General features: G+C 61.2%; 20 protein-coding genes and 2 pseudogenes. 10 read left to right on the top strand and 12 right to left on the bottom strand.

Going from position 1 to position 18639, the window contains the following annotated elements:
• Positions 1 to 2 precede the first annotated feature (2 nt).
• The 4 genes and pseudogenes from OK411_RS00115 to OK411_RS00130 all read right to left on the bottom strand — a co-directional run.
• Positions 3 to 749: pseudogene (locus OK411_RS00115) on the bottom strand (uroporphyrinogen-III synthase); the annotation flags it as partial.
• Positions 746 to 1687 carry a hydroxymethylbilane synthase gene (gene hemC, locus OK411_RS00120; protein ID WP_056791656.1) on the bottom strand — a complete coding sequence of 314 codons (942 nt, stop codon included), beginning with the start codon at positions 1685 to 1687 and terminating at the stop codon, positions 746 to 748. The pseudogene OK411_RS00115 and the gene hemC, both read right to left, overlap by 4 nt.
• A 137-nt stretch (positions 1688 to 1824) precedes the next feature.
• Positions 1825 to 2571, bottom strand: a complete 747-nt coding sequence (locus tag OK411_RS00125) for a LytR/AlgR family response regulator transcription factor (RefSeq protein WP_016772598.1) — start codon at positions 2569 to 2571, stop codon at positions 1825 to 1827.
• A pseudogene (locus OK411_RS00130) lies at positions 2568 to 2726 on the bottom strand (sensor histidine kinase); the annotation flags it as partial. The gene OK411_RS00125 and the pseudogene OK411_RS00130, both read right to left, overlap by 4 nt.
• A 314-nt stretch (positions 2727 to 3040) precedes the next feature.
• Between OK411_RS00130 and argH the strand changes: the two are divergent.
• Positions 3041 to 4435, top strand: a complete 1395-nt coding sequence (gene argH, locus OK411_RS00135) for an argininosuccinate lyase (protein ID WP_016772597.1) — start codon at positions 3041 to 3043, stop codon at positions 4433 to 4435.
• A gap of 128 nt (positions 4436 to 4563) precedes the next feature.
• On the opposite strand, the gene OK411_RS00140 is transcribed toward argH, so the two are convergent.
• Positions 4564 to 5223: a glutathione S-transferase gene (locus tag OK411_RS00140; RefSeq protein ID WP_136493169.1), complete on the bottom strand. Its 660-nt coding sequence runs from the start codon at positions 5221 to 5223 to the stop codon at positions 4564 to 4566.
• Between the two features lie 123 nt (positions 5224 to 5346).
• Between OK411_RS00140 and OK411_RS00145 the strand changes: the two genes are divergently transcribed.
• The 3 genes from OK411_RS00145 to OK411_RS00155 all read left to right on the top strand — a co-directional run bounded on the left by OK411_RS00145 (position 5347) and on the right by OK411_RS00155 (position 9104).
• Positions 5347 to 5637, top strand: coding sequence for a hypothetical protein (locus tag OK411_RS00145; RefSeq protein WP_264364239.1), 291 nt, complete (start codon positions 5347 to 5349; stop codon positions 5635 to 5637).
• Between the two features lie 196 nt (positions 5638 to 5833).
• Positions 5834 to 6079, top strand: coding sequence for a TIGR02647 family protein (locus OK411_RS00150; RefSeq protein ID WP_016772594.1), 246 nt, complete (start codon positions 5834 to 5836; stop codon positions 6077 to 6079).
• A 181-nt stretch (positions 6080 to 6260) separates the two neighbouring features.
• Positions 6261 to 9104 carry a class I adenylate cyclase gene (locus OK411_RS00155; RefSeq protein WP_136493170.1) on the top strand — a complete coding sequence of 948 codons (2844 nt, stop codon included), beginning with the start codon at positions 6261 to 6263 and terminating at the stop codon, positions 9102 to 9104.
• 9 nt (positions 9105 to 9113) lie between these two features.
• Here the strand turns inward: OK411_RS00155 and rnk are convergent, their stop codons facing one another.
• The 3 genes from rnk to cyaY all read right to left on the bottom strand — a co-directional run bounded on the left by rnk (position 9114) and on the right by cyaY (position 10345).
• Positions 9114 to 9533 carry a nucleoside diphosphate kinase regulator gene (gene rnk / locus OK411_RS00160; RefSeq protein WP_039757397.1) on the bottom strand — a complete coding sequence of 140 codons (420 nt, stop codon included), beginning with the start codon at positions 9531 to 9533 and terminating at the stop codon, positions 9114 to 9116.
• A 254-nt stretch (positions 9534 to 9787) separates the two neighbouring features.
• Positions 9788 to 10009, bottom strand: a complete 222-nt coding sequence (locus OK411_RS00165; RefSeq protein WP_110599860.1) for a DUF1289 domain-containing protein — start codon at positions 10007 to 10009, stop codon at positions 9788 to 9790.
• 3 nt (positions 10010 to 10012) lie between these two features.
• A complete protein-coding gene (cyaY, locus tag OK411_RS00170; protein ID WP_041476930.1) occupies positions 10013 to 10345 on the bottom strand; it encodes an iron donor protein CyaY in 333 nt (110 codons plus the stop codon).
• Positions 10346 to 10669: 324 nt separating this feature from the next.
• On the opposite strand from cyaY, the gene lptM reads away from it, so the two are divergent.
• The 6 genes from lptM to OK411_RS00200 are packed head-to-tail and all read left to right on the top strand — an operon-like array spanning position 10670 to position 15276.
• The gene (gene lptM, locus OK411_RS00175) at positions 10670 to 10840 is read left to right on the top strand and encodes an LPS translocon maturation chaperone LptM (RefSeq protein WP_016772589.1); all 171 of its coding nucleotides are present in this window, start codon (positions 10670 to 10672) and stop codon (positions 10838 to 10840) included.
• 9 nt (positions 10841 to 10849) lie between these two features.
• Positions 10850 to 12097 carry a diaminopimelate decarboxylase gene (gene lysA, locus OK411_RS00180; RefSeq protein ID WP_071172135.1) on the top strand — a complete coding sequence of 416 codons (1248 nt, stop codon included), beginning with the start codon at positions 10850 to 10852 and terminating at the stop codon, positions 12095 to 12097.
• 3 nt (positions 12098 to 12100) lie between these two features.
• Positions 12101 to 12931, top strand: coding sequence for a diaminopimelate epimerase (dapF, locus tag OK411_RS00185; protein WP_039757394.1), 831 nt, complete (start codon positions 12101 to 12103; stop codon positions 12929 to 12931).
• 13 nt (positions 12932 to 12944) lie between these two features.
• Entirely contained in the window at positions 12945 to 13670 is a 726-nt protein-coding gene (locus OK411_RS00190; protein WP_024014772.1) for a DUF484 family protein, read from the top strand.
• A 2-nt stretch (positions 13671 to 13672) separates the two neighbouring features.
• Positions 13673 to 14572, top strand: coding sequence for a tyrosine recombinase XerC (xerC, locus tag OK411_RS00195; protein WP_264364240.1), 900 nt, complete (start codon positions 13673 to 13675; stop codon positions 14570 to 14572).
• Positions 14569 to 15276, top strand: coding sequence for an HAD family hydrolase (locus OK411_RS00200; protein ID WP_264364241.1), 708 nt, complete (start codon positions 14569 to 14571; stop codon positions 15274 to 15276). Before xerC ends, OK411_RS00200 begins: the two co-directional genes overlap by 4 nt.
• 189 nt (positions 15277 to 15465) lie before the next feature.
• Here OK411_RS00200 and sutA read toward each other — a convergent pair whose 3' ends face one another.
• The 4 genes from sutA to glnK all read right to left on the bottom strand — a co-directional run bounded on the left by sutA (position 15466) and on the right by glnK (position 18247).
• Positions 15466 to 15792, bottom strand: a complete 327-nt coding sequence (sutA, locus tag OK411_RS00205; protein WP_016772583.1) for a transcriptional regulator SutA — start codon at positions 15790 to 15792, stop codon at positions 15466 to 15468.
• Between the two features lie 101 nt (positions 15793 to 15893).
• A complete protein-coding gene (locus tag OK411_RS00210) occupies positions 15894 to 16319 on the bottom strand; it encodes a secondary thiamine-phosphate synthase enzyme YjbQ (protein WP_024014775.1) in 426 nt (141 codons plus the stop codon).
• 214 nt (positions 16320 to 16533) lie between these two features.
• The gene (locus OK411_RS00215; protein ID WP_041476939.1) at positions 16534 to 17871 is read right to left on the bottom strand and encodes an ammonium transporter; all 1338 of its coding nucleotides are present in this window, start codon (positions 17869 to 17871) and stop codon (positions 16534 to 16536) included.
• 37 nt (positions 17872 to 17908) lie between these two features.
• The gene (glnK, locus tag OK411_RS00220) at positions 17909 to 18247 is read right to left on the bottom strand and encodes a P-II family nitrogen regulator (RefSeq protein WP_002555808.1); all 339 of its coding nucleotides are present in this window, start codon (positions 18245 to 18247) and stop codon (positions 17909 to 17911) included.
• Positions 18248 to 18639 lie beyond the last annotated feature (392 nt).

Genomic DNA, 18639 nt, shown 5'->3' on the forward strand with positions numbered 1-18639 from the left:
CATTCCCGTAACGCCGTCAGCAAAGCCGCGGCACTTGCGCCGCGGCAATCCACAACTGTTTGAGCCCCGGCGGCACGTGCCAGCTCGGCGACCCTCGGGCTCGGTACAAACAACGGCAACTGCGCGATCTTCGGCCAGGCATCGCCGGCCATCTGCCGCAGGTGCTCGAAACCCTGTCCACTGCTGACCACCAGCCCGTTCAAGCGTTCCGCTTCGATCCGCCGTGGCAGCTCGTTTGGCGGGTAGGCTGGCAGGTCGCGGCGATACAACTCCAGATACTCGACACTAGCACCAAGCGCGCGCAGGCGCTCGGCGAGCAGTTCACGACCGCCCTCGCCGCGCAGGATCATCACCTGCGCGCCGGACTGGTCGAGCGCCTCGCGCAGACGCGGCAATTGCAGCAGGGCTTCACTGTCATCGCCGTCAGCCGGGAAGCTGACATCGAGACCATGCTCGCGAAGAATGCCTGCGGTCGCCGCGCCGACGCTGAACCACGGCATGCTCAATGGCGCCGTGCCTTGGGACTTGAGCAGATCCACCGCAATCCGCGCCGCCGGTTTGCTGACCACAATCACCGCGCTGCAAGCGGGCAATCGCGAAATCGCCTGGCGAATAGTGTCAGAGAGCGGCAGCGGAACAATGTCCAGAAGCGGCAGGCAACTGCTGAAAATCCCGTGCCCGGCCAACTGTTCGGCCAGCGCCGCGCAGTCGTCTCCCGGGCGCGTCAGCAGCAGGCGCCAGGCCGTCACTCGTGACCCGCCTCGCCGTACACCGCTTTGAGAATGTCATCGGCGCCTTGCTTGAGCAGGTCTTCAGCGACCTGCACGCCCAAGGTCTCGGCGTCCGCGCGCGGCGCGCGGGCTTCGGCACTGAGCAGCTTGCCACCACTCGGTTCGCCGACCAGACCGCGCAACCACAACTGCTCGCCTTCAAGCACGGCGTAGCAGGCGATCGGCACTTGGCAGCCGCCGTTCAAATGTTTGTTGAGGGCGCGTTCGGCGTTCACCCGCGAAGCGGTATCGGCGTGATGCAAAGGCGCGAGCAAGGCGTGGATTTCGTGGTCGGCGCTACGGCATTCGATGCCGACCGCGCCCTGGCCACCGGCCGGCAGGCTGTCATCGACACTGATCGCCGAAGTGATGCGATCTTCGAAACCCAGGCGGATCAAGCCCGCCGCAGCGAGGATGATCGCGTCGTACTCGCCGGCGTCGAGTTTGGCCAGACGGGTGTTGACGTTGCCGCGCAGGAAACGGATCTGCAGATCGGGACGCCGCGCCAGCAATTGCGTCTGCCGACGCAGGCTCGAAGTGCCGACGATGGCCCCGGCAGGCAGCGCTTCAAGACTGGCGTAGGTGTTGGAGACGAATGCATCGCGCGGGTCTTCACGCTCACAGATGCAGAACAGACCCAGGCCTTGCGGGAAGTCCATCGGCACATCTTTCATCGAATGCACGGCGATATCGGCCTGGTTTTCCAGCAGCGCGGTTTCCAGCTCCTTGACGAACAGACCCTTGCCGCCGATCTTCGACAGTGGCGAGTCGAGCAGCTTGTCGCCGCGACTGACCATGGGCACCAGCGTCACCAGCAGGCCCGGGTGGGCCGCCTCGAGACGGGCTTTGACGTATTCGGCCTGCCAGAGGGCCAGCGCACTTTTACGGGTGGCGATGCGGATTTCGCGAGGGGACATGGAACAATCCGTACTGAATAGATACGGCGGATAATAACAGCTCAGTCAATTTCGCTTTGACCTGAATCAGAACCGGCGCGGCCTCCCTGGCCTGCCATGCCGGATAAAAGAACACGAAAAGACCGCTGAAGACCGGGTCAAAGCCCCTGCATCATCTTGCGCACACCGGCAACATGCCGCCGGCTGACAATCAGCGCATCGCCATTGAGGCCTTTGAGGAACAACTGGAAATGTCCCAGTGGCGTGCGTTGCAAGCGCTCGATGCGGTCGCGAGCGACCAGCGCATTGCGGTGGATACGCACAAAGCGTTCGCCGAATTCGTCTTCAAGGGCTTTGAGGGGTTCGTCGAGCAGCACCTCGCCGGCTTCGTGACGCAGGGTCACGTACTTGTGGTCGGCGATGAAGTAGACCACCTGATCCAGCGGAATCAGCTCGATGCCTTTACGGGTCCGTGCGCTGATGTGGCTGCGTGGGCCGTTGCCACTTTCGGCAGCGGGACGGGTCAGGGCCGAGAGTTGCGCCCGGTTGGGACGTTCAGCCCGCTTCAGGGCTTCATTCAAGTGTTCGGTTCGCACAGGTTTCACCACATAGCCCACGGCGCTGGCCTGCAGGGCTTCCACGGCAAATTCATCGGGACTGGTGCAAAACACCACGGCCGGCGGCGTCTCTCGTTCGCACAGTCGGGCAGCAACCTGCAGGCCATCGAGGCCCGGCATGCGGATATCGAGCAGCACGATATCCGGCTTGTGGCTGTCGATCAGCGCTAACGCCTCCTCGCCATTCGTGGCACTGGGCTCCAGGACTGTGTAACCCTCGAGCTCGCTCACCATACGGCTTAGGCGCTCGCGAGCCAGGGGTTCGTCATCAACGATCAGGACATTCATATTGCGCTGGATTCCTGCGTGAGTCTCGCACAAGGATAGCGTAGACAGGTGTAGTGACCTCCGTCACCGCGATCCACGCTAAGACTAGCCCGAGCGCCAAAAAGTGCCGTACGTCGGCCAGCAATATTTGCCAGCATCCGGGTCGTACCGCTCGGAGCCCAGTGTTTCCTGCGTTTCTCACGGTGGGTGACCGTTGTACAACTCACCCGCCCCCTCTTCTTATAGCCAGTGGCCGGACCTTTGCATGATCCGCATTCGCACCGACCCTTATGTCCACTGTAGACGTTCGTCGGAACGATATTGCTCAATCAAAAAATATCCTTTTGTAAATTCCTTGCAGACCGCGCCGGACATGCCTGACACATCCTCGAAAAAACGTATCGACCGGTGTCAGCGACAGGATTGGCAACCCTGTTATTATCCGCGCCAGCGTTTCACGCCATTTCTTCAAGCCGATACGAGCGAATTCATGAGCACTGACAAGACCAATCAGTCCTGGGGCGGCCGCTTCAGTGAACCCGTCGACGCCTTCGTCGCCCGCTTCACCGCCTCCGTCACTTTCGACCAGCGCCTGTATCGCCACGACATCATGGGCTCGATCGCCCACGCCACCATGCTGGCCAAGGTCGGCGTGCTGACCGATGCCGAGCGCGACAGCATCATCGATGGCCTGAAGACCATTCAGGGCGAAATCGAGGCCGGCCAGTTCGACTGGCGCGTCGACCTCGAAGACGTGCACATGAACATCGAAGCACGCCTGACCGACCGCATCGGCGTCACCGGTAAAAAGCTCCACACCGGGCGCAGCCGCAACGACCAGGTCGCCACCGATATCCGCCTGTGGCTGCGCGATGAAATCGACCTGATCCTCGCCGAGATCACCCGCCTGCAAAAAGGCCTGCTGGAGCAGGCCGAGCGTGAGGCCGCGAGCATCATGCCCGGCTTCACCCACTTGCAGACCGCGCAGCCTGTGACCTTCGGGCACCACATGCTGGCCTGGTTCGAAATGCTCAGCCGCGACTACGAGCGTCTGGTCGATTGCCGCAAGCGCACTAACCGCATGCCGCTGGGCAGCGCCGCGCTGGCCGGCACCACTTACCCGATCGACCGCGAATACACCGCGCAACTGCTCGGCTTCGACGCCGTCGGCGGCAACTCGCTGGACAACGTTTCCGATCGCGACTTCGCCATCGAATTCTGCTCGGCCGCAAGCATCGCGATGATGCACCTGTCGCGCTTCTCCGAAGAGCTGGTGCTGTGGACCAGCGCGCAGTTCCAGTTCATCGATCTGCCGGACCGTTTCTGCACCGGCAGCTCGATCATGCCGCAAAAGAAAAACCCCGACGTGCCCGAGCTGGTGCGCGGCAAGACCGGCCGTGTGTTCGGCGCGCTGATGGGCCTGCTGACCCTGATGAAAGGCCAGCCACTGGCCTACAACAAGGACAATCAGGAAGACAAGGAGCCGCTGTTCGACGCCGCCGACACCCTGCGCGATTCGCTGCGCGCGTTTGCCGACATGATCCCGGCGATCAAGCCGAAACACGCGATCATGCGTGAAGCGGCACTGCGCGGTTTCTCCACCGCGACCGACCTGGCGGATTATCTGGTGCGCCGTGGCCTGCCGTTCCGCGACTGCCATGAAATCGTTGGCCACGCGGTGAAATACGGCGTCGACACGGGTAAGGATCTGGCCGAGATGAGCCTGGAAGAACTGCGTCAGTTCAGCGATCAGATCGAGCAGGACGTGTTTGCCGTGCTGACCCTGGAAGGCTCGGTGAATGCCCGCGACCATATCGGCGGGACTGCACCGGCGCAGGTCAAGGCTGCGGTGGCGCGCGGCCAGGCCCTGCTGGCCAGCCGCTAAAAGCCAAGAGCTTCGCGAGCAGGCTCGCTCCCACAGGGATTCTGGATGTTCACAAAATTTGTGTTCACCACCAGTTCAATGTGGGAGCGAGCCTGCTCGCGAAGGCTTCCTTCAGAGCGCTACAAAATTCATTTCTTGGCAGCAATCATCGCCAAAAACGCCGGCATCGCCGCGTCCTTATCCGCCGCGATCTTCTCCACATGCGGATTCTGCTCAAGCCGCTCCAGCAGCGCTTTCGCCTGCGGCATCTCGGCCAGCAGATCAATCCCGAACAGCTTCTGCCCGACCGCACAGGCCAGCGGCACGCTGTAGAGGAAATACAAATCGGCAATGCTCAGACTGTCACCCGCCACGTACGGGGCGAACTTGCCATGACGGCCCAGCGCCGCGAAGCCCAGCAGCAGCTCGGTCCGGGTCTTCTCTTTGATCGCCTCCGGCAACGTCATACCGAAAAACGCCTCGCCATAGCAGGCACGCCCCGGCAACTCGATGTACAACTCGATCGCCTTGGCAATTGCCAATACCTGCGCGCGCTCGAACGGGTCGCTGGGCAGGAGTGGCGTGCCCTTTTGTGCTTGTTCGAGGTATTCGAGGATGATCGCGGTTTCGTTGATATAACCGGCGTCGACACCCAGCACCGGGACCTTGCCACGCGGACTGATTGCCAGTGACTCCGGTGTCTGCGTCGGGTAGAAGGTCACCTCTTCGAAGGGCAGGCCTTTTTCCAGCAGTGCCAGTTTGACCATGTTGTAGTAGTTGCTGACAGCAAATCCGTAGAGCTTGAACATCACAGAGCCTCCAGGCCGTGCGGGGTGGGCAGTGCCTGTTTATAGAACGCCGCGACGTTTCCCGCCAGCAGCATCACGCCGCTGAATGCGGGTAAACTGGCGCCTTTCCCTGAGGAGCCTGCCATGAGCGAGCCGACAGATATCGTCAACGATGACGACGAAGAAGCATTCACTGAAGCGACGCTGATCGAAGCCATCGAGAACCAGATTGAAAGCGACAACCCGCCGGCGGCCAAGGCTACGTTGAACAAGCTGACTTTGGTCGGCATGGACCGTGAGGAGATCCTCAATTTGATGGCCCATGTGCTGGCTTTCGAAATTGACGCGATGCTCGATGAAGATCGCTCGTTCGACACCCAGTGGTACGAAGCGGCACTGCGCGCTTTGCCAGAGCTGCCACCGGAAAAGCAGTAACCACATCACTCTTGTGGGAGCGAGCAGGCTCGCTCCCACAAGGTTTGTTACGCATCCATCCAGCCATCTGCTGCCGCCCGACTACACTGGAATTCGCCTCAAGACAAAATCCCCTGATCCGAGCACTGGACATGCTGCACCAGCGGGTTCACCTTAGAGGCGCTGTCGTCCAATTCCTAGAAAGTCTGGAGTCCTTATGTCGCTTACCCCTGAGTTGGTTGCCGAACTGGAAGTCCTTGCACTCTTCAACCTGGACAGTTCCCAGGAAGGTCTGAAAATTCACCAGACCGCTGCCCCGAAACACATCGCTGCTGCCCAGCGCCTCTTTGAAAAAGAACTCACCGACCAGCCCGATGGCGGTTATCTGACCAGCCTCGGTCGCGATGCCGCGCAAAACGTGCAGACCGTACTGACGATTTTGAAAGAACAGGAAACCGCCTGATTTCTCTGACTTCGCCCACGGGAACTCCTGCCACGGGATTTCCGCGGGCCCGCCCGATCGCTGTCGATAAAAAACTGACGTCAAAAAACAAATTCAGCTTAAACGTCCTGCCGCGCAGCGGCTAAACTGCGGCCATTCCGAGATCCTCTACGTCCGAGCCTGCAAGCCGGTTTGAGCTGACATGACCCGCACCCACGAAATCCGCCCCGACCTGGACGAAGGCATCGACCGCAAGGTACTCAGCCAACTGCGCGCACGTTTTCTCAAACTCAATGAAGGCCGCCTCGGCCGCGCTCTCGAAGGCTTGTCGACGCGCCAGCAAAGCGTGTTGACGCTGTTGCCGCTGTTCTTTCACGTCAATCATCCGTTGCTGCCCGGCTATGTCTCGGGCAGTACGCCGGCGGGGCTTTCGAATTATGAGCCGGACGCCAATGCGCTGACTGAGGCGCAGCGCCTGACTCGCTCGTTCTCTTACAGGCCGCGCCATGGCAGTAACCCGCCGCGACCGATCCACGGCCTGTTCCTGATGGGCAGCCTCGGCACGCTGGCCCAGGCCGATCAGAGCGATATGGACGTGTGGGTCTGCCATGGGCCGGATCTGAGCGAAAGCGAGCTCGCCGAGCTGAGCAAGAAGTGCCAATTGCTGGAAGCCTGGGCTGCAAGCCAGGGTGCCGAAGCGCATTTCTTCCTGATCGACCCGGCGCGCTTCGTCAAAGGCGAACGCGATTCCCAGCTCAGTTCGGACAACTGCGGCAGCACCCAGCACTATCTGCTGCTCGACGAGTTTTACCGCACGGCGATCTGGCTGGCCGGGCGCACGCCGATCTGGTGGCTGGTGCCGGTCTATGAAGAAACAGCCTACGACGCCTACACCTACACCCTGCTGTCCAAACGCTTCATTCGCGCCGACGAAACCCTGGATCTCGGGCCGATGGCGACCATTCCGCCCGGGGAATTCATCGGCGCCGGATTGTGGCAGTTGTTCAAAGGCATCGAATCGCCCTACAAGTCAGTGCTCAAACTGCTGCTGACCGAGGTGTACGCCAGTGAACACCCGCACGTTCAGTGCCTGAGCCTGCGCTTCAAGAAAGCCGTGTTTGCCAATCAACTCGATCTCGATGAGCTGGACCCGTACATGGTCGTGTACCGCCGCATCGAGGAATACCTGATTGCCCGCAACGAGCCGGAACGTCTTGAGCTGGTGCGCCGCGCGCTGTATCTGAAGGTCAACCGCAAGCTCACCGGCAACAGCCGCAGCCAGGGCTGGCAACGTGCACTGCTCGAACGCCTGGCCGGCGAGTGGCATTGGGATCAACGGCAACTGGCGCTGCTCGACAGTCGCAGTCAGTGGAAAGTCCGCCAGGTCAGCGCCGAGCGCCGCGCGCTGGTCAATGAACTCAATTACAGCTATCGCTTCCTTACCCAGTTCGCCCGCAGCGAACAGACTGTCAGCCTGATCAACAAGCGCGACCTCAATGTCCTCGGCCGGCGCCTGTACGCAGCGTTCGAGCGCAAGGCCGACAAGGTCGAGTTCATCAATCCGGGCATTGCCCCGGATCTGGCCGAAGACACCCTGACCCTGGTGCAGTCGCCGAACAAAAAGGAGCCGGGGCAGACCCAGTGGGGCCTGTACAACGGCAGCCTGACGGCACTGGAGTGGGAACACTTCGCGCCGATCAAGCGCAGTCGCGAGCTGCTTGAACTGCTGACCTGGTGCCACCGCAACGGCGTGATCGACAGCAGCACACGTCTGGCCCTGCATCCGGGCACCAGCGACTTGAGCGAGTTCGAGCTGTTCAACCTGCTCGGCAGCCTGCAGCAGTGCATCGCCCTACCCTTGTCCACCGTCGCCGAAGAGCCCTTGCTGCGTGCCGCCGTGCCCAGCGAAGTGCTGCTGCTGATCAACGTCGGCGTCGACCCGCTCAAGCATCACCGTGATCTGAACATCCTGATGACCACCGAACGCACCGACTCGCTGAGCTATGCCGGCGTGCGCGAAAACCTGGTGCTGACCCTCGATCAAGTCACGCTCAACAGCTGGAACGAAGTGCTGGTCAATCGTTTCGACGGCCCGCATGCGCTGCTCGACTGCCTGCGCGATTACCTCAACAACCTGCCGCGCGGCCCGGTGCAGCCGTCGCTGAAGGTGCGCTGTTTCTGCCACAACCGCGCGCAATTCATTGCCCGCCGCGTAGAGGAAATCGTCGACACCGCGCAGACCCTGTTGCTCAGCGAGTTGAATCACCGCTACCTGATTCAGGTGCAGCAGCACTATCACGTGCTGGAGCTGGTGCCCGGCCAGGTCAACCATGTCGCCCTCGCCACTCTGCCGGCACTGCTCGATTATCTGGGCGAAGAACAACCGCGCTACAGCCCGCTGCACCTCGACCCGATGGCGCTGGAGGACCATGACCTCGCGCTGATCCTGCCGATGGGTCAGCCGGAGTGCATTCAGGTCTTCTACCGCATCAGCGAGCAGCAGGCCGAGCTGTACGTGCTGGATGAATTCAATGCGCTGTGGCAGCAGCAACTGCCGTACCACGACGAGCAGAGTCTGCTGGTGCCGCTGCAGCGTTTTCTGCAATCGATCCAGTACCGCCGTGAAGCGCAATTGCCGATGGACGGTGGCCCTGCGGGCAGCCCCGAGACTTTGTATTACCAGCTGTTGCCGTCAGGCCCGGGGCGCTCGCGCAGGGTCGAAACCCGGCCGGCACCGCAGACCCCGGTGAACAAACCGTTCTATGACGTACAGGCGATCATCGGTAAAGCCGCGCCCGGCGAAGTGCAGGTCACCCTGTATTGCAATCAGCGCGAATTCAGCGAGCTGGAGCATGGCGACCAGTTGTTCAGCGTGGTCACACGAGAGATCGTCGAGCAGCGCCGCGAGACCGAACGCTATCGCTGCTACATCACCGACCTCGACCTCTCGGGGTTGCTCGGTGACGGGCACAGTTCAAGCAATCTGTATCTGCGCTACAAGGCGGACCTGGAGCGCTCGTTGAATGAAGCGCTCGAACAGGTTTGAAGCGGGAATTTATTCGGGAAAGGCGCCGCCGTTGACCGGTTGCGATTCCACTTCCAGCAAGGTCAGTTTCAGCGACTTGCCGCCCGGCGCCGGCCAATCGATGTGCTGACCGACCTTCAGGCCCAGCAGCGCGCTGCCGACCGGCGCGAGAATGGAAATCTTGCCTTCATCGGCGTTGGCGTCCTTGGGATAGACCAGCGTCAGGTGGTAATCCTTGCCACTGCCTTCTTCGCGGCAATGCACGCGGGAATTCATGGTCACGACATCGGCGGGCACTTCATCGTGGCCGACCACGGTATCGGCGCGATCCAGCTCGGTTTGCAGCGCAATCACGCCCGGCGCAGCCTGGTCTTTCTCGCTCAGGCTGTCGATCAGGCGCTCCAGACGTTGCACGTCCAGACGGGTAAGGGTGATGGAAGGTGCGGTCATGATCCAGGCAGACTCCTTTCTTCTGCACAAAAAAAGCAAAACCCCGCCAAAAAAGACGGGGTTTTCACCGTGCCTCGGTGGTTTGAGGCGTTCGCGGACACTATCACAGCTCAAAAAATATACAAGTCACGCCCTTTTTTGCCTGGGTGAAACCCTTGTGGCGAGGGGATTTATCCCCGTTCGGCTGCGCAGCAGCCGTATAGACTCTGGGGCCGCTACGCGACCCAACGGGGATAAATCCCCTCGCCACGATATCAACAGGCTTGGGATTTTCGTGCGGCAGCCTGCTGGCAAATCACCCGGCGCCGTTGATCATCGGCCGAGCGCCATTCGCGAATATCTTCAACGTGGCGCGCGCAGCCGAGACAGACTTTCTGTTCGTCCAGCCGACATACGCCCGTGCACGGCGAAGGTACCGCCGGGCTGACGTTGCTGTAGAGCGGTTTCGGCGGGCGAACAGGCGCGGCATCCGTCACGAATCACAGACCTTCGAAATCGAATTCGGCGCCAGCCTGCTGCTTGACGAGGCGCTGAAGCATTTCGCCCAATTGCTCTTCGCTCTTGTCGCACATCCAGCGCTCGCTTTCTTCGTCATAGTCGAAGTGGAAACCACCGGACACAGCGGCCAGCCACAGCTGACGCAATGGCTCCTGGCGACTGAAGATCAACTGGCTACCGTTTTCGAATTTGACCGTCAGCACGCCAGCCGAGCTTTCCAGATCGATGTCCAGATCGCTTTCGTCAAATATGTCTTCCAGTTTTTCCTGGGTTTCATCGACCAGATCGTGGAAACGGGCTTCGGACAAACTCATTGCGGCAACCTCAAAAATGTCTGATCAGGCTCAAGCGCCGAAAGATACGGACGCTGCCGACCGATTGCAAAGATTAACGACCAAGCACCAGTTTCCATCCAACATCGCCCTCTGTGGGAGCGAGCTTGCTCGCGAAAGCGGTGTGTCAGGCAACAAACATATCGAATGTGACGACCTCTTCGCGAGCAAGCTCGCTCCCACAGGTATTGCAGGTATCCATCCGGTATCCAGCAAGCCCCGCCGGACGGGAACCCCCTCGCATAGGCAAGCTGCCGGGTGGCCGGTATACTCCGGCGCAATTAACGCATTTTCAAGGATTTCGCCATGAAGCGCCTGATCTCTTCCCTTGCTGCGCTCGTCGCGGTTGCCTGCCTGGTTTCGGCCTGTGGTCAAAAAGGCCCGCTGTACCTGCCCGATGACGACCAGGACCCGGCCGAACAAGCCCAGTCTTCGCAGAAGCAGCCATCCAAGGCTCACAAGCACGACGTTTACTAAGGGATCGCCATGGACGCTTTTAACTACCGTGGCGGGGAGCTGTTCGCGGAAGGTGTGGCGCTGTCCGCCATCGCCGACCGCTTCGGCACGCCCACCTATGTCTACTCGCGCGCCCACATCGAAGCGCAGTATCTGGCCTACGCCGATGCGCTGGCCGGCATGCCGCATCTGGTCTGCTTCGCGGTCAAAGCCAACTCCAACCTCGGTGTACTGAATGTCCTGGCCCGTCTCGGCGCCGGTTTCGACATCGTTTCCCGTGGTGAGCTGGAACGTGTACTGGCCGCGGGTGGCAGCGCCGACAAGATCGTTTTCTCCGGCGTCGGCAAGACCCGTGACGACATGCGCCGCGCGCTCGAAGTCGGCGTGCACTGCTTCAACGTCGAGTCCACCGATGAGCTTGAGCGCCTGCAAGTGGTCGCCGCCGAGCTGGGTGTTCGCGCCCCGGTTTCGCTACGCGTGAACCCGGACGTCGATGCCGGCACCCATCCGTACATTTCCACCGGTCTGAAAGAGAACAAGTTCGGCATCGCCATTGCCGACGCCGAAGACGTGTACGTGCGCGCCGCGCATCTGCCGAACCTGGAAGTGATCGGTGTCGACTGCCATATCGGTTCGCAACTGACCACGCTGCCACCATTTATTGACGCCCTGGATCGCCTGCTGGATCTGGTCGACCGTCTGGGCGATTGCGGGATTCACCTGCGCCACATCGATCTCGGTGGCGGCCTGGGCGTGCGTTATCGCGATGAAGAGCCGCCGTTGGCTGCTGATTACATCAAAGCCGTGCGCGAGCGTCTCGACGGGCGTGACCTGGCGCTGGTGTTCGAACCGGGTCGCTTCATCGTTGCCAATGGCGGCGTGTTGCTGACACAGGTCGAATACCTCAAACACACCGAGCACAAGGATTTCGCCATCGTCGATGCGGCGATGAACGACCTGATCCGTCCGGCGCTGTATCAGGCGTGGATGGACGTCACGGCGGTGAAACCGCGCGACAGCGCTGCACGCAAGTACGACATCGTCGGCCCGATCTGCGAAACCGGCGACTTCCTCGCCAAGGACCGCGAGCTGGCGCTGGAAGAAGGCGACTTGCTGGCAGTGCATTCGGCTGGCGCCTACGGTTTTGTGATGAGCTCCAACTACAACACTCGCGGCCGTGCCGCTGAAGTGCTGGTGGATGGTGATCAGGTTTTTGAAGTGCGTCGCCGCGAAACCGTGGCCGAGCTGTTTGCCGGCGAAAGCCTGCTGCCGGAGTAACCCATGCTGCTGCGTTTTACCAAAATGCACGGCCTGGGCAACGACTTCATGGTCCTCGACCTGGTCAGCCAGCACGCGCACATTCAGCCCAAACACGCCAAGCAATGGGGCGACCGCCACACCGGGATCGGTTTCGACCAGTTGCTGATCGTCGAAGCACCGAGTAACCCGGATGTGGATTTCCGCTACCGGATCTTCAACTCCGACGGCTCGGAAGTGGAGCAATGCGGCAACGGTGCGCGCTGCTTCGCCCGCTTCGTGCTCGACAAGCGTCTGACTGCGAAACGGCAGATCCGCGTCGAGACCAAGGGCGGCATCATTGAACTGGACGTGCGTAACGACGGCCAGATCGGCGTGAACATGGGCGCGCCGCGCCTGGTGCCGGCGGACATTCCATTCCAGGCACCAGCGCAGGCCAGCAGCTATCAGCTGGACGTCGATGGCACTACGGTCGAATTGGCCGCCGTGTCGATGGGCAATCCCCATGCGGTGATCCGCGTGGACGACATCAACAGCGCACCGGTGCATGAACTGGGGCCGAAGATCGAGCACCATCCGCGCTTCCCGGCGCGGGTCAATGTCGGCTTCCTTCAAGTCATCGACCGCCATCGCGCGCAACTGCGTGTTTGGGAACGCGGCGCCGGGGAAACCCAGGCCTGCGGCACCGGCGCCTGTGCGGCGGCGGTGGCGGCTATCAGTCAGGGGTGGATGGATTCGCCGCTGTTGATCGACCTGCCCGGCGGGCGTCTGTCCATCGAGTGGGCCGGCCCGGGCGAACCGGTGTTGATGACCGGTCCGGCAGTGCGTGTATACGAAGGACAAGTGCGTCTTTGAGCGAGCAGAAATCATGACCGACAAGCCACAGGTACCCGCCCGACCAGTCGACGAATCAGCGTCCGAGAGCCTTGAGGCAGCCGCGGTTGCCGCCTACCTGGAGGCTCATCCGGACTTCTTCGTCGAGCACGAAGAGCTGCTGCCGTCGCTGCGCATTCCGCACCGACGTGGCGACACCGTGTCGCTGGTCGAGCGGCAGATGACCATCCTGCGCGACCGCAATATCGAGATGCGCCATCGCCTTTCGCATCTGATGGACGTGGCCCGCGACAACGATCGCCTGTTCGAAAAGACCCGCCGCCTGATTCTCGCGCTGATGGATGCATCGACCCTGGAAGACGTGGTCATCAGCGTTGAAGACAGCCTGCGTCAGGATTTCCAGGTGCCCTTCGTCAGCCTGATCCTGCTCGGCGACAACCCGGCCCCGGTCGGCCGCTGGGTTACCCACGCCGATGCGCAAACCGCGATCGGCGGCCTGCTCACCGAAGGCAAAAGCGTCAGCGGCAGCCTGCGTGAACATGAGCTGGATTTCCTCTTCGGCGAAGAACAGCGCCAGCAGATCGGCTCGACCGCCGTGGTTGCCGTCAGCCATCAGGGCATTCACGGCATTCTGGCCATCGCCAGCCGTGACCCGCAGCATTACAAGAGCTCGGTCGGCACCCTGTTCCTCAGTTACATCGCCGAGGTCATGGGCCGCGTGCTGCCACGGGTCAACAGCTCGCTGCGCTCGGTACGCTGACCATGGAACGACAACTGGACGCTTACTGCGAACATCTGCGCAGTGAGCGACAGGTGTCGCCGCACACCCTGTCGGCTTATCGCCGCGACCTCGATAAAGTCCTCGGCTGGTGCATCAAGCAGAACATCGGCAGCTGGGCCGCGCTGGACATCCAGCGCCTGCGCAGCCTGATCGCCCAGTTGCATGCGCAAGGCCAGTCCTCGCGCAGCCTCGCCCGCCTGCTCTCGGCGGTGCGCGGGCTCTATCACTATTTGAATCGCGAAGGCCTGTGCGACCACGACCCGGCCACCGGCCTGGCCCCGCCGAAAGGCGAACGGCGCCTGCCGAAGACCCTCGATACCGACCGCGCCCTGCAATTGCTGGAAGGAGCGGTCGAGGACGATTTTCTCGCCCGGCGTGATCAGGCCATTCTGGAGCTGTTCTATTCCTCTGGCCTGCGCCTGTCCGAGCTGACCGGCCTCAACCTCGATCAACTCGACCTCGCCGACGGCATGGTTCAGGTGCTCGGCAAGGGCAGCAAGACCCGGCTGTTGCCGGTTGGCACCAAGGCCCGCGAAGCCTTGGAACACTGGTTGCAGCTTAGAGCCATGACCAACCCGGCGGACGATGCGGTGTTTGTCAGCCAGCAAGGTCGGCGTCTCGGCCCGCGCGCGATTCAGGTGCGGGTCAAACTGGCTGGCGAGCGCGAGTTGGGGCAGAACCTGCATCCGCACATGCTGCGGCACTCGTTCGCCAGCCATTTGCTCGAGTCCTCGCAGGACTTGCGCGCGGTGCAGGAATTGCTCGGCCACTCCGATATCAAAACCACGCAGATCTATACCCACCTCGACTTCCAGCATCTGGCGGCGGTCTACGACAGCGCCCATCCCCGGGCCAAACGCATGAAAGGCGATGATTCATGAGCATTCAGTTGATCACCTTCGACCTCGACGACACCCTGTGGGACACCGCTCCAGTGATCGCCAGCGCCGAAACAGTGTTGCGCGAATGGCTGAGCGAGCATGCGTCGAATCTGGGCGCAGTGCCGGTGGAGCATTTGTGGTCGATTCGCGAGCGAGTGCTGGCGGGCGAACCGGGCCTCAAACACCGCATCAGCGCGCTGCGCCGACGTGTGCTGTTCCATGCGCTGGAAGAAGCCGGGTATGCCCACGGCGAAGCGTCGGAGCTGGCTGACAAGGCTTTTGAAGTGTTCCTGCATGCGCGGCATCAGATCGAAGTGTTTCCCGAAGTCGAGCCGCTGCTGGAGCTGCTCGCCAATCACTATGCCCTCGGCGTGGTCACCAATGGCAATGCCGACGTGCGCCGGCTGGGGCTGGCGGATTACTTCAAGTTTGCCCTGTGCGCCGAAGACATCGGCATCGCCAAACCGGATGCGCGGCTGTTTCATGAAGCGTTGCAGCGCGGCGGTGTACGCCCCGCAGCGGCGGTGCATGTCGGCGATCATCCTGGCGATGACATTGCTGGCGCTCAGCAGGCAGGCTTGCGCGCGGTGTGGTTCAACCCGACGGGCAAGGTCTGGGAAGCGGAGCGCTTGCCGGATGCGGAAATTCGCAGCCTCACTGAACTGCCAGCCGTCCTCTCCCGCTGGAATGCTTCCTCGAACTGATCTACAGCCCTGTGGGAGCGAGCCTGCTCGCGAATGCGGTGTGTCATCCAACATGTATGTCGGCTGACATGCCCTCTTCGCGAGCAGGCTCGCTGCCACAGGGGACTGCATTTGTTTTCAACGCATTTATTCCAGGCATAAAAAAGCCCGCAGCGACGGCGGGCTTTTTCAGCAAGCGAGCGACGCGCCTCAGATAGGGCGGCTGCCGTACTTGTTGTCCGGCTTCTTGGGCGGATCGGCGACCACGTTGGCCTCAACTTCCTGCACCTTGCCGCCGCGCGCAAGGAATTCTTCCATGGCCTTGGCCAGGGCGTCACGCTCCTTGTTCTTGGCTTCGATGCTCGGCAACTCGTCGACCGATACCGCAGCCTTGGCTTTGCCTTTGGCAGCCGGGGCCGGCGTGTCGTCACCGCCATCGTCTTCGGCAACGTCTTCCGCTGCCGCTTCCAGGCCTTCCTCGGCCTCGTCTTCGTCGCCTACTTCGAGGTCGTCGTTTTCCAGATCATCGTCGCTCATGTTCTACCTCATGACTTGCCAAAAGCAGATTAGTTATAGACCAGCTTTGGCGGCTGTCGAAGCCGCCGTTGAAAAATCTTCTGCCGCTGCCCGGCAGCGGCTCATGCCTGTTCACCGTGCAAGGTGGCGAGGACTTTACGGGCACCGCCATGATCACGGTGCTCGCCCAGATAAATCCCTTGCCAGGTACCCAGTGCCAGCCGCCCTGCCGCAACCGGCAGACTGATCTGGCAACCGAGCACGCTGGCCTTGAAGTGCGCCGGGAGATCATCCGGGCCTTCGTCGTTGTGCTCGTAGCCGTCTGTTCCTTGTGGGATCAGACGATTGAAAAATCGTTCGAAGTCGCGACGAACTGCCGGATCGGCGTTCTCGTTGATGGTCAACGACGCCGACGTGTGCTGCAGCCACAAATGCAACAGACCGACCCGACAGGTCTTGAGTTCAGGCAAGCCTGCGAGCAACTCGTCCGTCACCAGATGAAAGCCCCGGGGCCTTGCCCGCAGGGTTATCAGAGTCTGTTGCCACATACAGTTCTCCGCTCGTTCGGGGCGCATTCTAGCGTGCTCTGAAAAAAAACAAAGGCCCTAATATTCCTGCAGCGATGTAAGCGATTGCCCGCAGAAAAAGCCTCGTCGTAAAGACGACCAAAGCCGTAAGAAAAATCCTTTCAGCCACTCCCTGAATGACAAATCCCGGACAAAAAAATGCCCGGCGAACCGGGCAATTTTTTATCGCGCGTACTTACAGGTTGTAGCCGCGTTCGTTGTGTTGTGCCAGATCGAGGCCGACCGACTCTTCTTCCTCCGTTACGCGCAGACCCATGACGGCGTCCAGCACCTTGAGGATGATGAAGGTGACGATCGCGGTGTAGATCACCGTGAAGCCGACGCCTTTGATCTGGATCCAGACCTGCGCGCCGATGTCAGTCACGGTGCCGAAGCCGCCCAGTGCCGGTGCGGCAAACACACCGGTGAGGATCGCGCCGAGGATACCGCCGATGCCGTGCACGCCGAAGGCGTCCAGGGAATCGTCATAGCCGAGTTTGCGTTTCAGGGTGGTGGCGCAGAAGAAGCACACCACGCCTGCGGCCAGACCGATCACCAGTGCACCCATCGGGCCCACGGTGCCAGCGGCCGGAGTGATCGCGACCAGACCGGCGACCACACCCGAAGCAATACCCAGTGCGCTTGGCTTGCCGTGGGTGACCCACTCGGCAAACATCCAGCCCAGTGCCGCAGCGGCAGTGGCGATCTGGGTAACCAGCATGGCCATACCGGCAGTGCCGTTGGCAGCGGCAGCGGAACCGGCGTTGAAGCCGAACCAGCCGACCCACAGCATCGCCGCGCCCATCAGGGTGTAGCCGAGGTTATGCGGAGCCATTGGTGTGGTCGGGAAGCCTTTGCGCTTGCCCAGTACCAGGCACGCGACCAGACCGGCGATACCGGCGTTGATGTGCACCACGGTGCCGCCAGCGAAGTCGAGCACGCCCCAGTCCCACATCAGGCCGCCGTTACCGGACCAGACCATGTGCGCGATCGGTGCATAAACCAGAGTGAACCAGATGCCCATGAAGATCAGCATCGCGGAGAACTTCATGCGCTCGGCGAACGCACCGACAATCAGCGCCGGGGTGATGATCGCGAAGGTCATCTGGAAGGTGATGAACACCGCCTCAGGGAACAGCGCCGCCGGGCCGGTGATGCTCGAAGGCGTGACACCGGCGAGGAACGCCTTGCCCATGCCACCGAAGAACGAATTGAAGTTGACGACGCCCTGCTCCATGCCGGTGGTGTCGAAGGCAATGCTGTAGCCATAAATGACCCACAGGATGCTGATCAGACCGGTAATGGCGAAGCACTGCATCAGCACGGAAAGAATGTTTTTCGAGCGAACCATACCGCCGTAGAACAGCGCCAGGCCGGGAATGGTCATGAACAGCACGAGCGCTGTCGAGGTGAGCATCCAGGCGGTGTCGCCGGAATTGAGGACTGGCGCTGCCACTTCGTCTGCCGCCATGGCGATGCCGGGCATTACGATGGACAACAGGGCGCCTAGCCCTGCGAATTTACGCAGAGTCATATTGTTTTCTCCTGGGGCGTTGGGTTTGTGGCGGCGCTTAGATCGCGTCGGTATCGGTTTCGCCGGTACGGATGCGGATCGCCTGTTCCAGATTGACCACGAAGATCTTGCCGTCACCGATCTTGCCGGTGTTGGCCGCTTTGGTTATCGCCTCGATAACCCGATCCAGATCCTTGTCGTCGATGGCCACGTCGATTTTCACCTTGGGCAGAAAATCGACCACATATTCCGCGCCACGATACAGCTCGGTGTGACCCTTCTGCCGGCCGAAGCCTTTGACTTCAGTGACGGTAATGCCCTGCACGCCGATTTCGGACAGCGACTCGCGCACGTCGTCCAACTTGAACGGCTTGATGATGGCAGTGACTAGCTTCATGAAACTCTCTCCCGAATTGGTGGACTTGCCCCAGGAAAACAAACCCGTCTCAAGTCTAAGCGCAGTGCCTGGCTTTGTAACGCATCGTTGACGCCAGCTAACCGCATCAGACGAAACTCCCCGCTTCGTCTGCCGCACTGCATTCGTCACAGCGACTGCATCAGTGCATGGGTCGAGGGTGACTAAGCAGAAACCTTGCCAGCTCGGCAAAAACCCTGCATTTCAATCTCTTGGCCCCTGTTGCACGCGCTCGGGCAGAAAAGCTTTTGCCGATACGCACAACAACGGTGCGCCACCGTCCGTCCCCCTGCGCGAAAAGCGTGCATCCGTGCAACGAGATTGACTATAGACACTGCGTGATACACTGCCGGCCATTGTTTCCAGGACATTTC

It is taken from the genome of Pseudomonas sp. RG1 (assembly GCF_025910115.1).
Taxonomy (GTDB): domain Bacteria; phylum Pseudomonadota; class Gammaproteobacteria; order Pseudomonadales; family Pseudomonadaceae; genus Aquipseudomonas; species Aquipseudomonas atacamensis.

Excerpts from the sequence above, each read along its gene's own strand:
- OK411_RS00155 (WP_136493170.1), top strand. The coding sequence starts at position 6,261 with ATGACCCGCACCCACGAAATCCGCCCCGACCTGGACGAAGGCATCGAC.
- xerC (WP_264364240.1), top strand. The coding sequence starts at position 13,673 with ATGGAACGACAACTGGACGCTTACTGCGAACATCTGCGCAGTGAGCGA.
- dapF (WP_039757394.1), top strand. The coding sequence starts at position 12,101 with ATGCTGCTGCGTTTTACCAAAATGCACGGCCTGGGCAACGACTTCATG.
- sutA (WP_016772583.1), bottom strand. The coding sequence starts at position 15,792 with ATGAGCGACGATGATCTGGAAAACGACGACCTCGAAGTAGGCGACGAA.
- OK411_RS00215 (WP_041476939.1), bottom strand. The coding sequence starts at position 17,871 with ATGACTCTGCGTAAATTCGCAGGGCTAGGCGCCCTGTTGTCCATCGTA.
- lysA (WP_071172135.1), top strand. The coding sequence starts at position 10,850 with ATGGACGCTTTTAACTACCGTGGCGGGGAGCTGTTCGCGGAAGGTGTG.
- OK411_RS00140 (WP_136493169.1), bottom strand. The coding sequence starts at position 5,223 with ATGTTCAAGCTCTACGGATTTGCTGTCAGCAACTACTACAACATGGTC.
- lptM (WP_016772589.1), top strand. The coding sequence starts at position 10,670 with ATGAAGCGCCTGATCTCTTCCCTTGCTGCGCTCGTCGCGGTTGCCTGC.
- cyaY (WP_041476930.1), bottom strand. The coding sequence starts at position 10,345 with ATGAGTTTGTCCGAAGCCCGTTTCCACGATCTGGTCGATGAAACCCAG.
- glnK (WP_002555808.1), bottom strand. The coding sequence starts at position 18,247 with ATGAAGCTAGTCACTGCCATCATCAAGCCGTTCAAGTTGGACGACGTG.
- OK411_RS00125 (WP_016772598.1), bottom strand. The coding sequence starts at position 2,571 with ATGAATGTCCTGATCGTTGATGACGAACCCCTGGCTCGCGAGCGCCTA.
- OK411_RS00200 (WP_264364241.1), top strand. The coding sequence starts at position 14,569 with ATGAGCATTCAGTTGATCACCTTCGACCTCGACGACACCCTGTGGGAC.
- OK411_RS00145 (WP_264364239.1), top strand. The coding sequence starts at position 5,347 with ATGAGCGAGCCGACAGATATCGTCAACGATGACGACGAAGAAGCATTC.
- rnk (WP_039757397.1), bottom strand. The coding sequence starts at position 9,533 with ATGACCGCACCTTCCATCACCCTTACCCGTCTGGACGTGCAACGTCTG.
- OK411_RS00150 (WP_016772594.1), top strand. The coding sequence starts at position 5,834 with ATGTCGCTTACCCCTGAGTTGGTTGCCGAACTGGAAGTCCTTGCACTC.
- argH (WP_016772597.1), top strand. The coding sequence starts at position 3,041 with ATGAGCACTGACAAGACCAATCAGTCCTGGGGCGGCCGCTTCAGTGAA.
- OK411_RS00190 (WP_024014772.1), top strand. The coding sequence starts at position 12,945 with ATGACCGACAAGCCACAGGTACCCGCCCGACCAGTCGACGAATCAGCG.
- hemC (WP_056791656.1), bottom strand. The coding sequence starts at position 1,687 with ATGTCCCCTCGCGAAATCCGCATCGCCACCCGTAAAAGTGCGCTGGCC.
- OK411_RS00210 (WP_024014775.1), bottom strand. The coding sequence starts at position 16,319 with ATGTGGCAACAGACTCTGATAACCCTGCGGGCAAGGCCCCGGGGCTTT.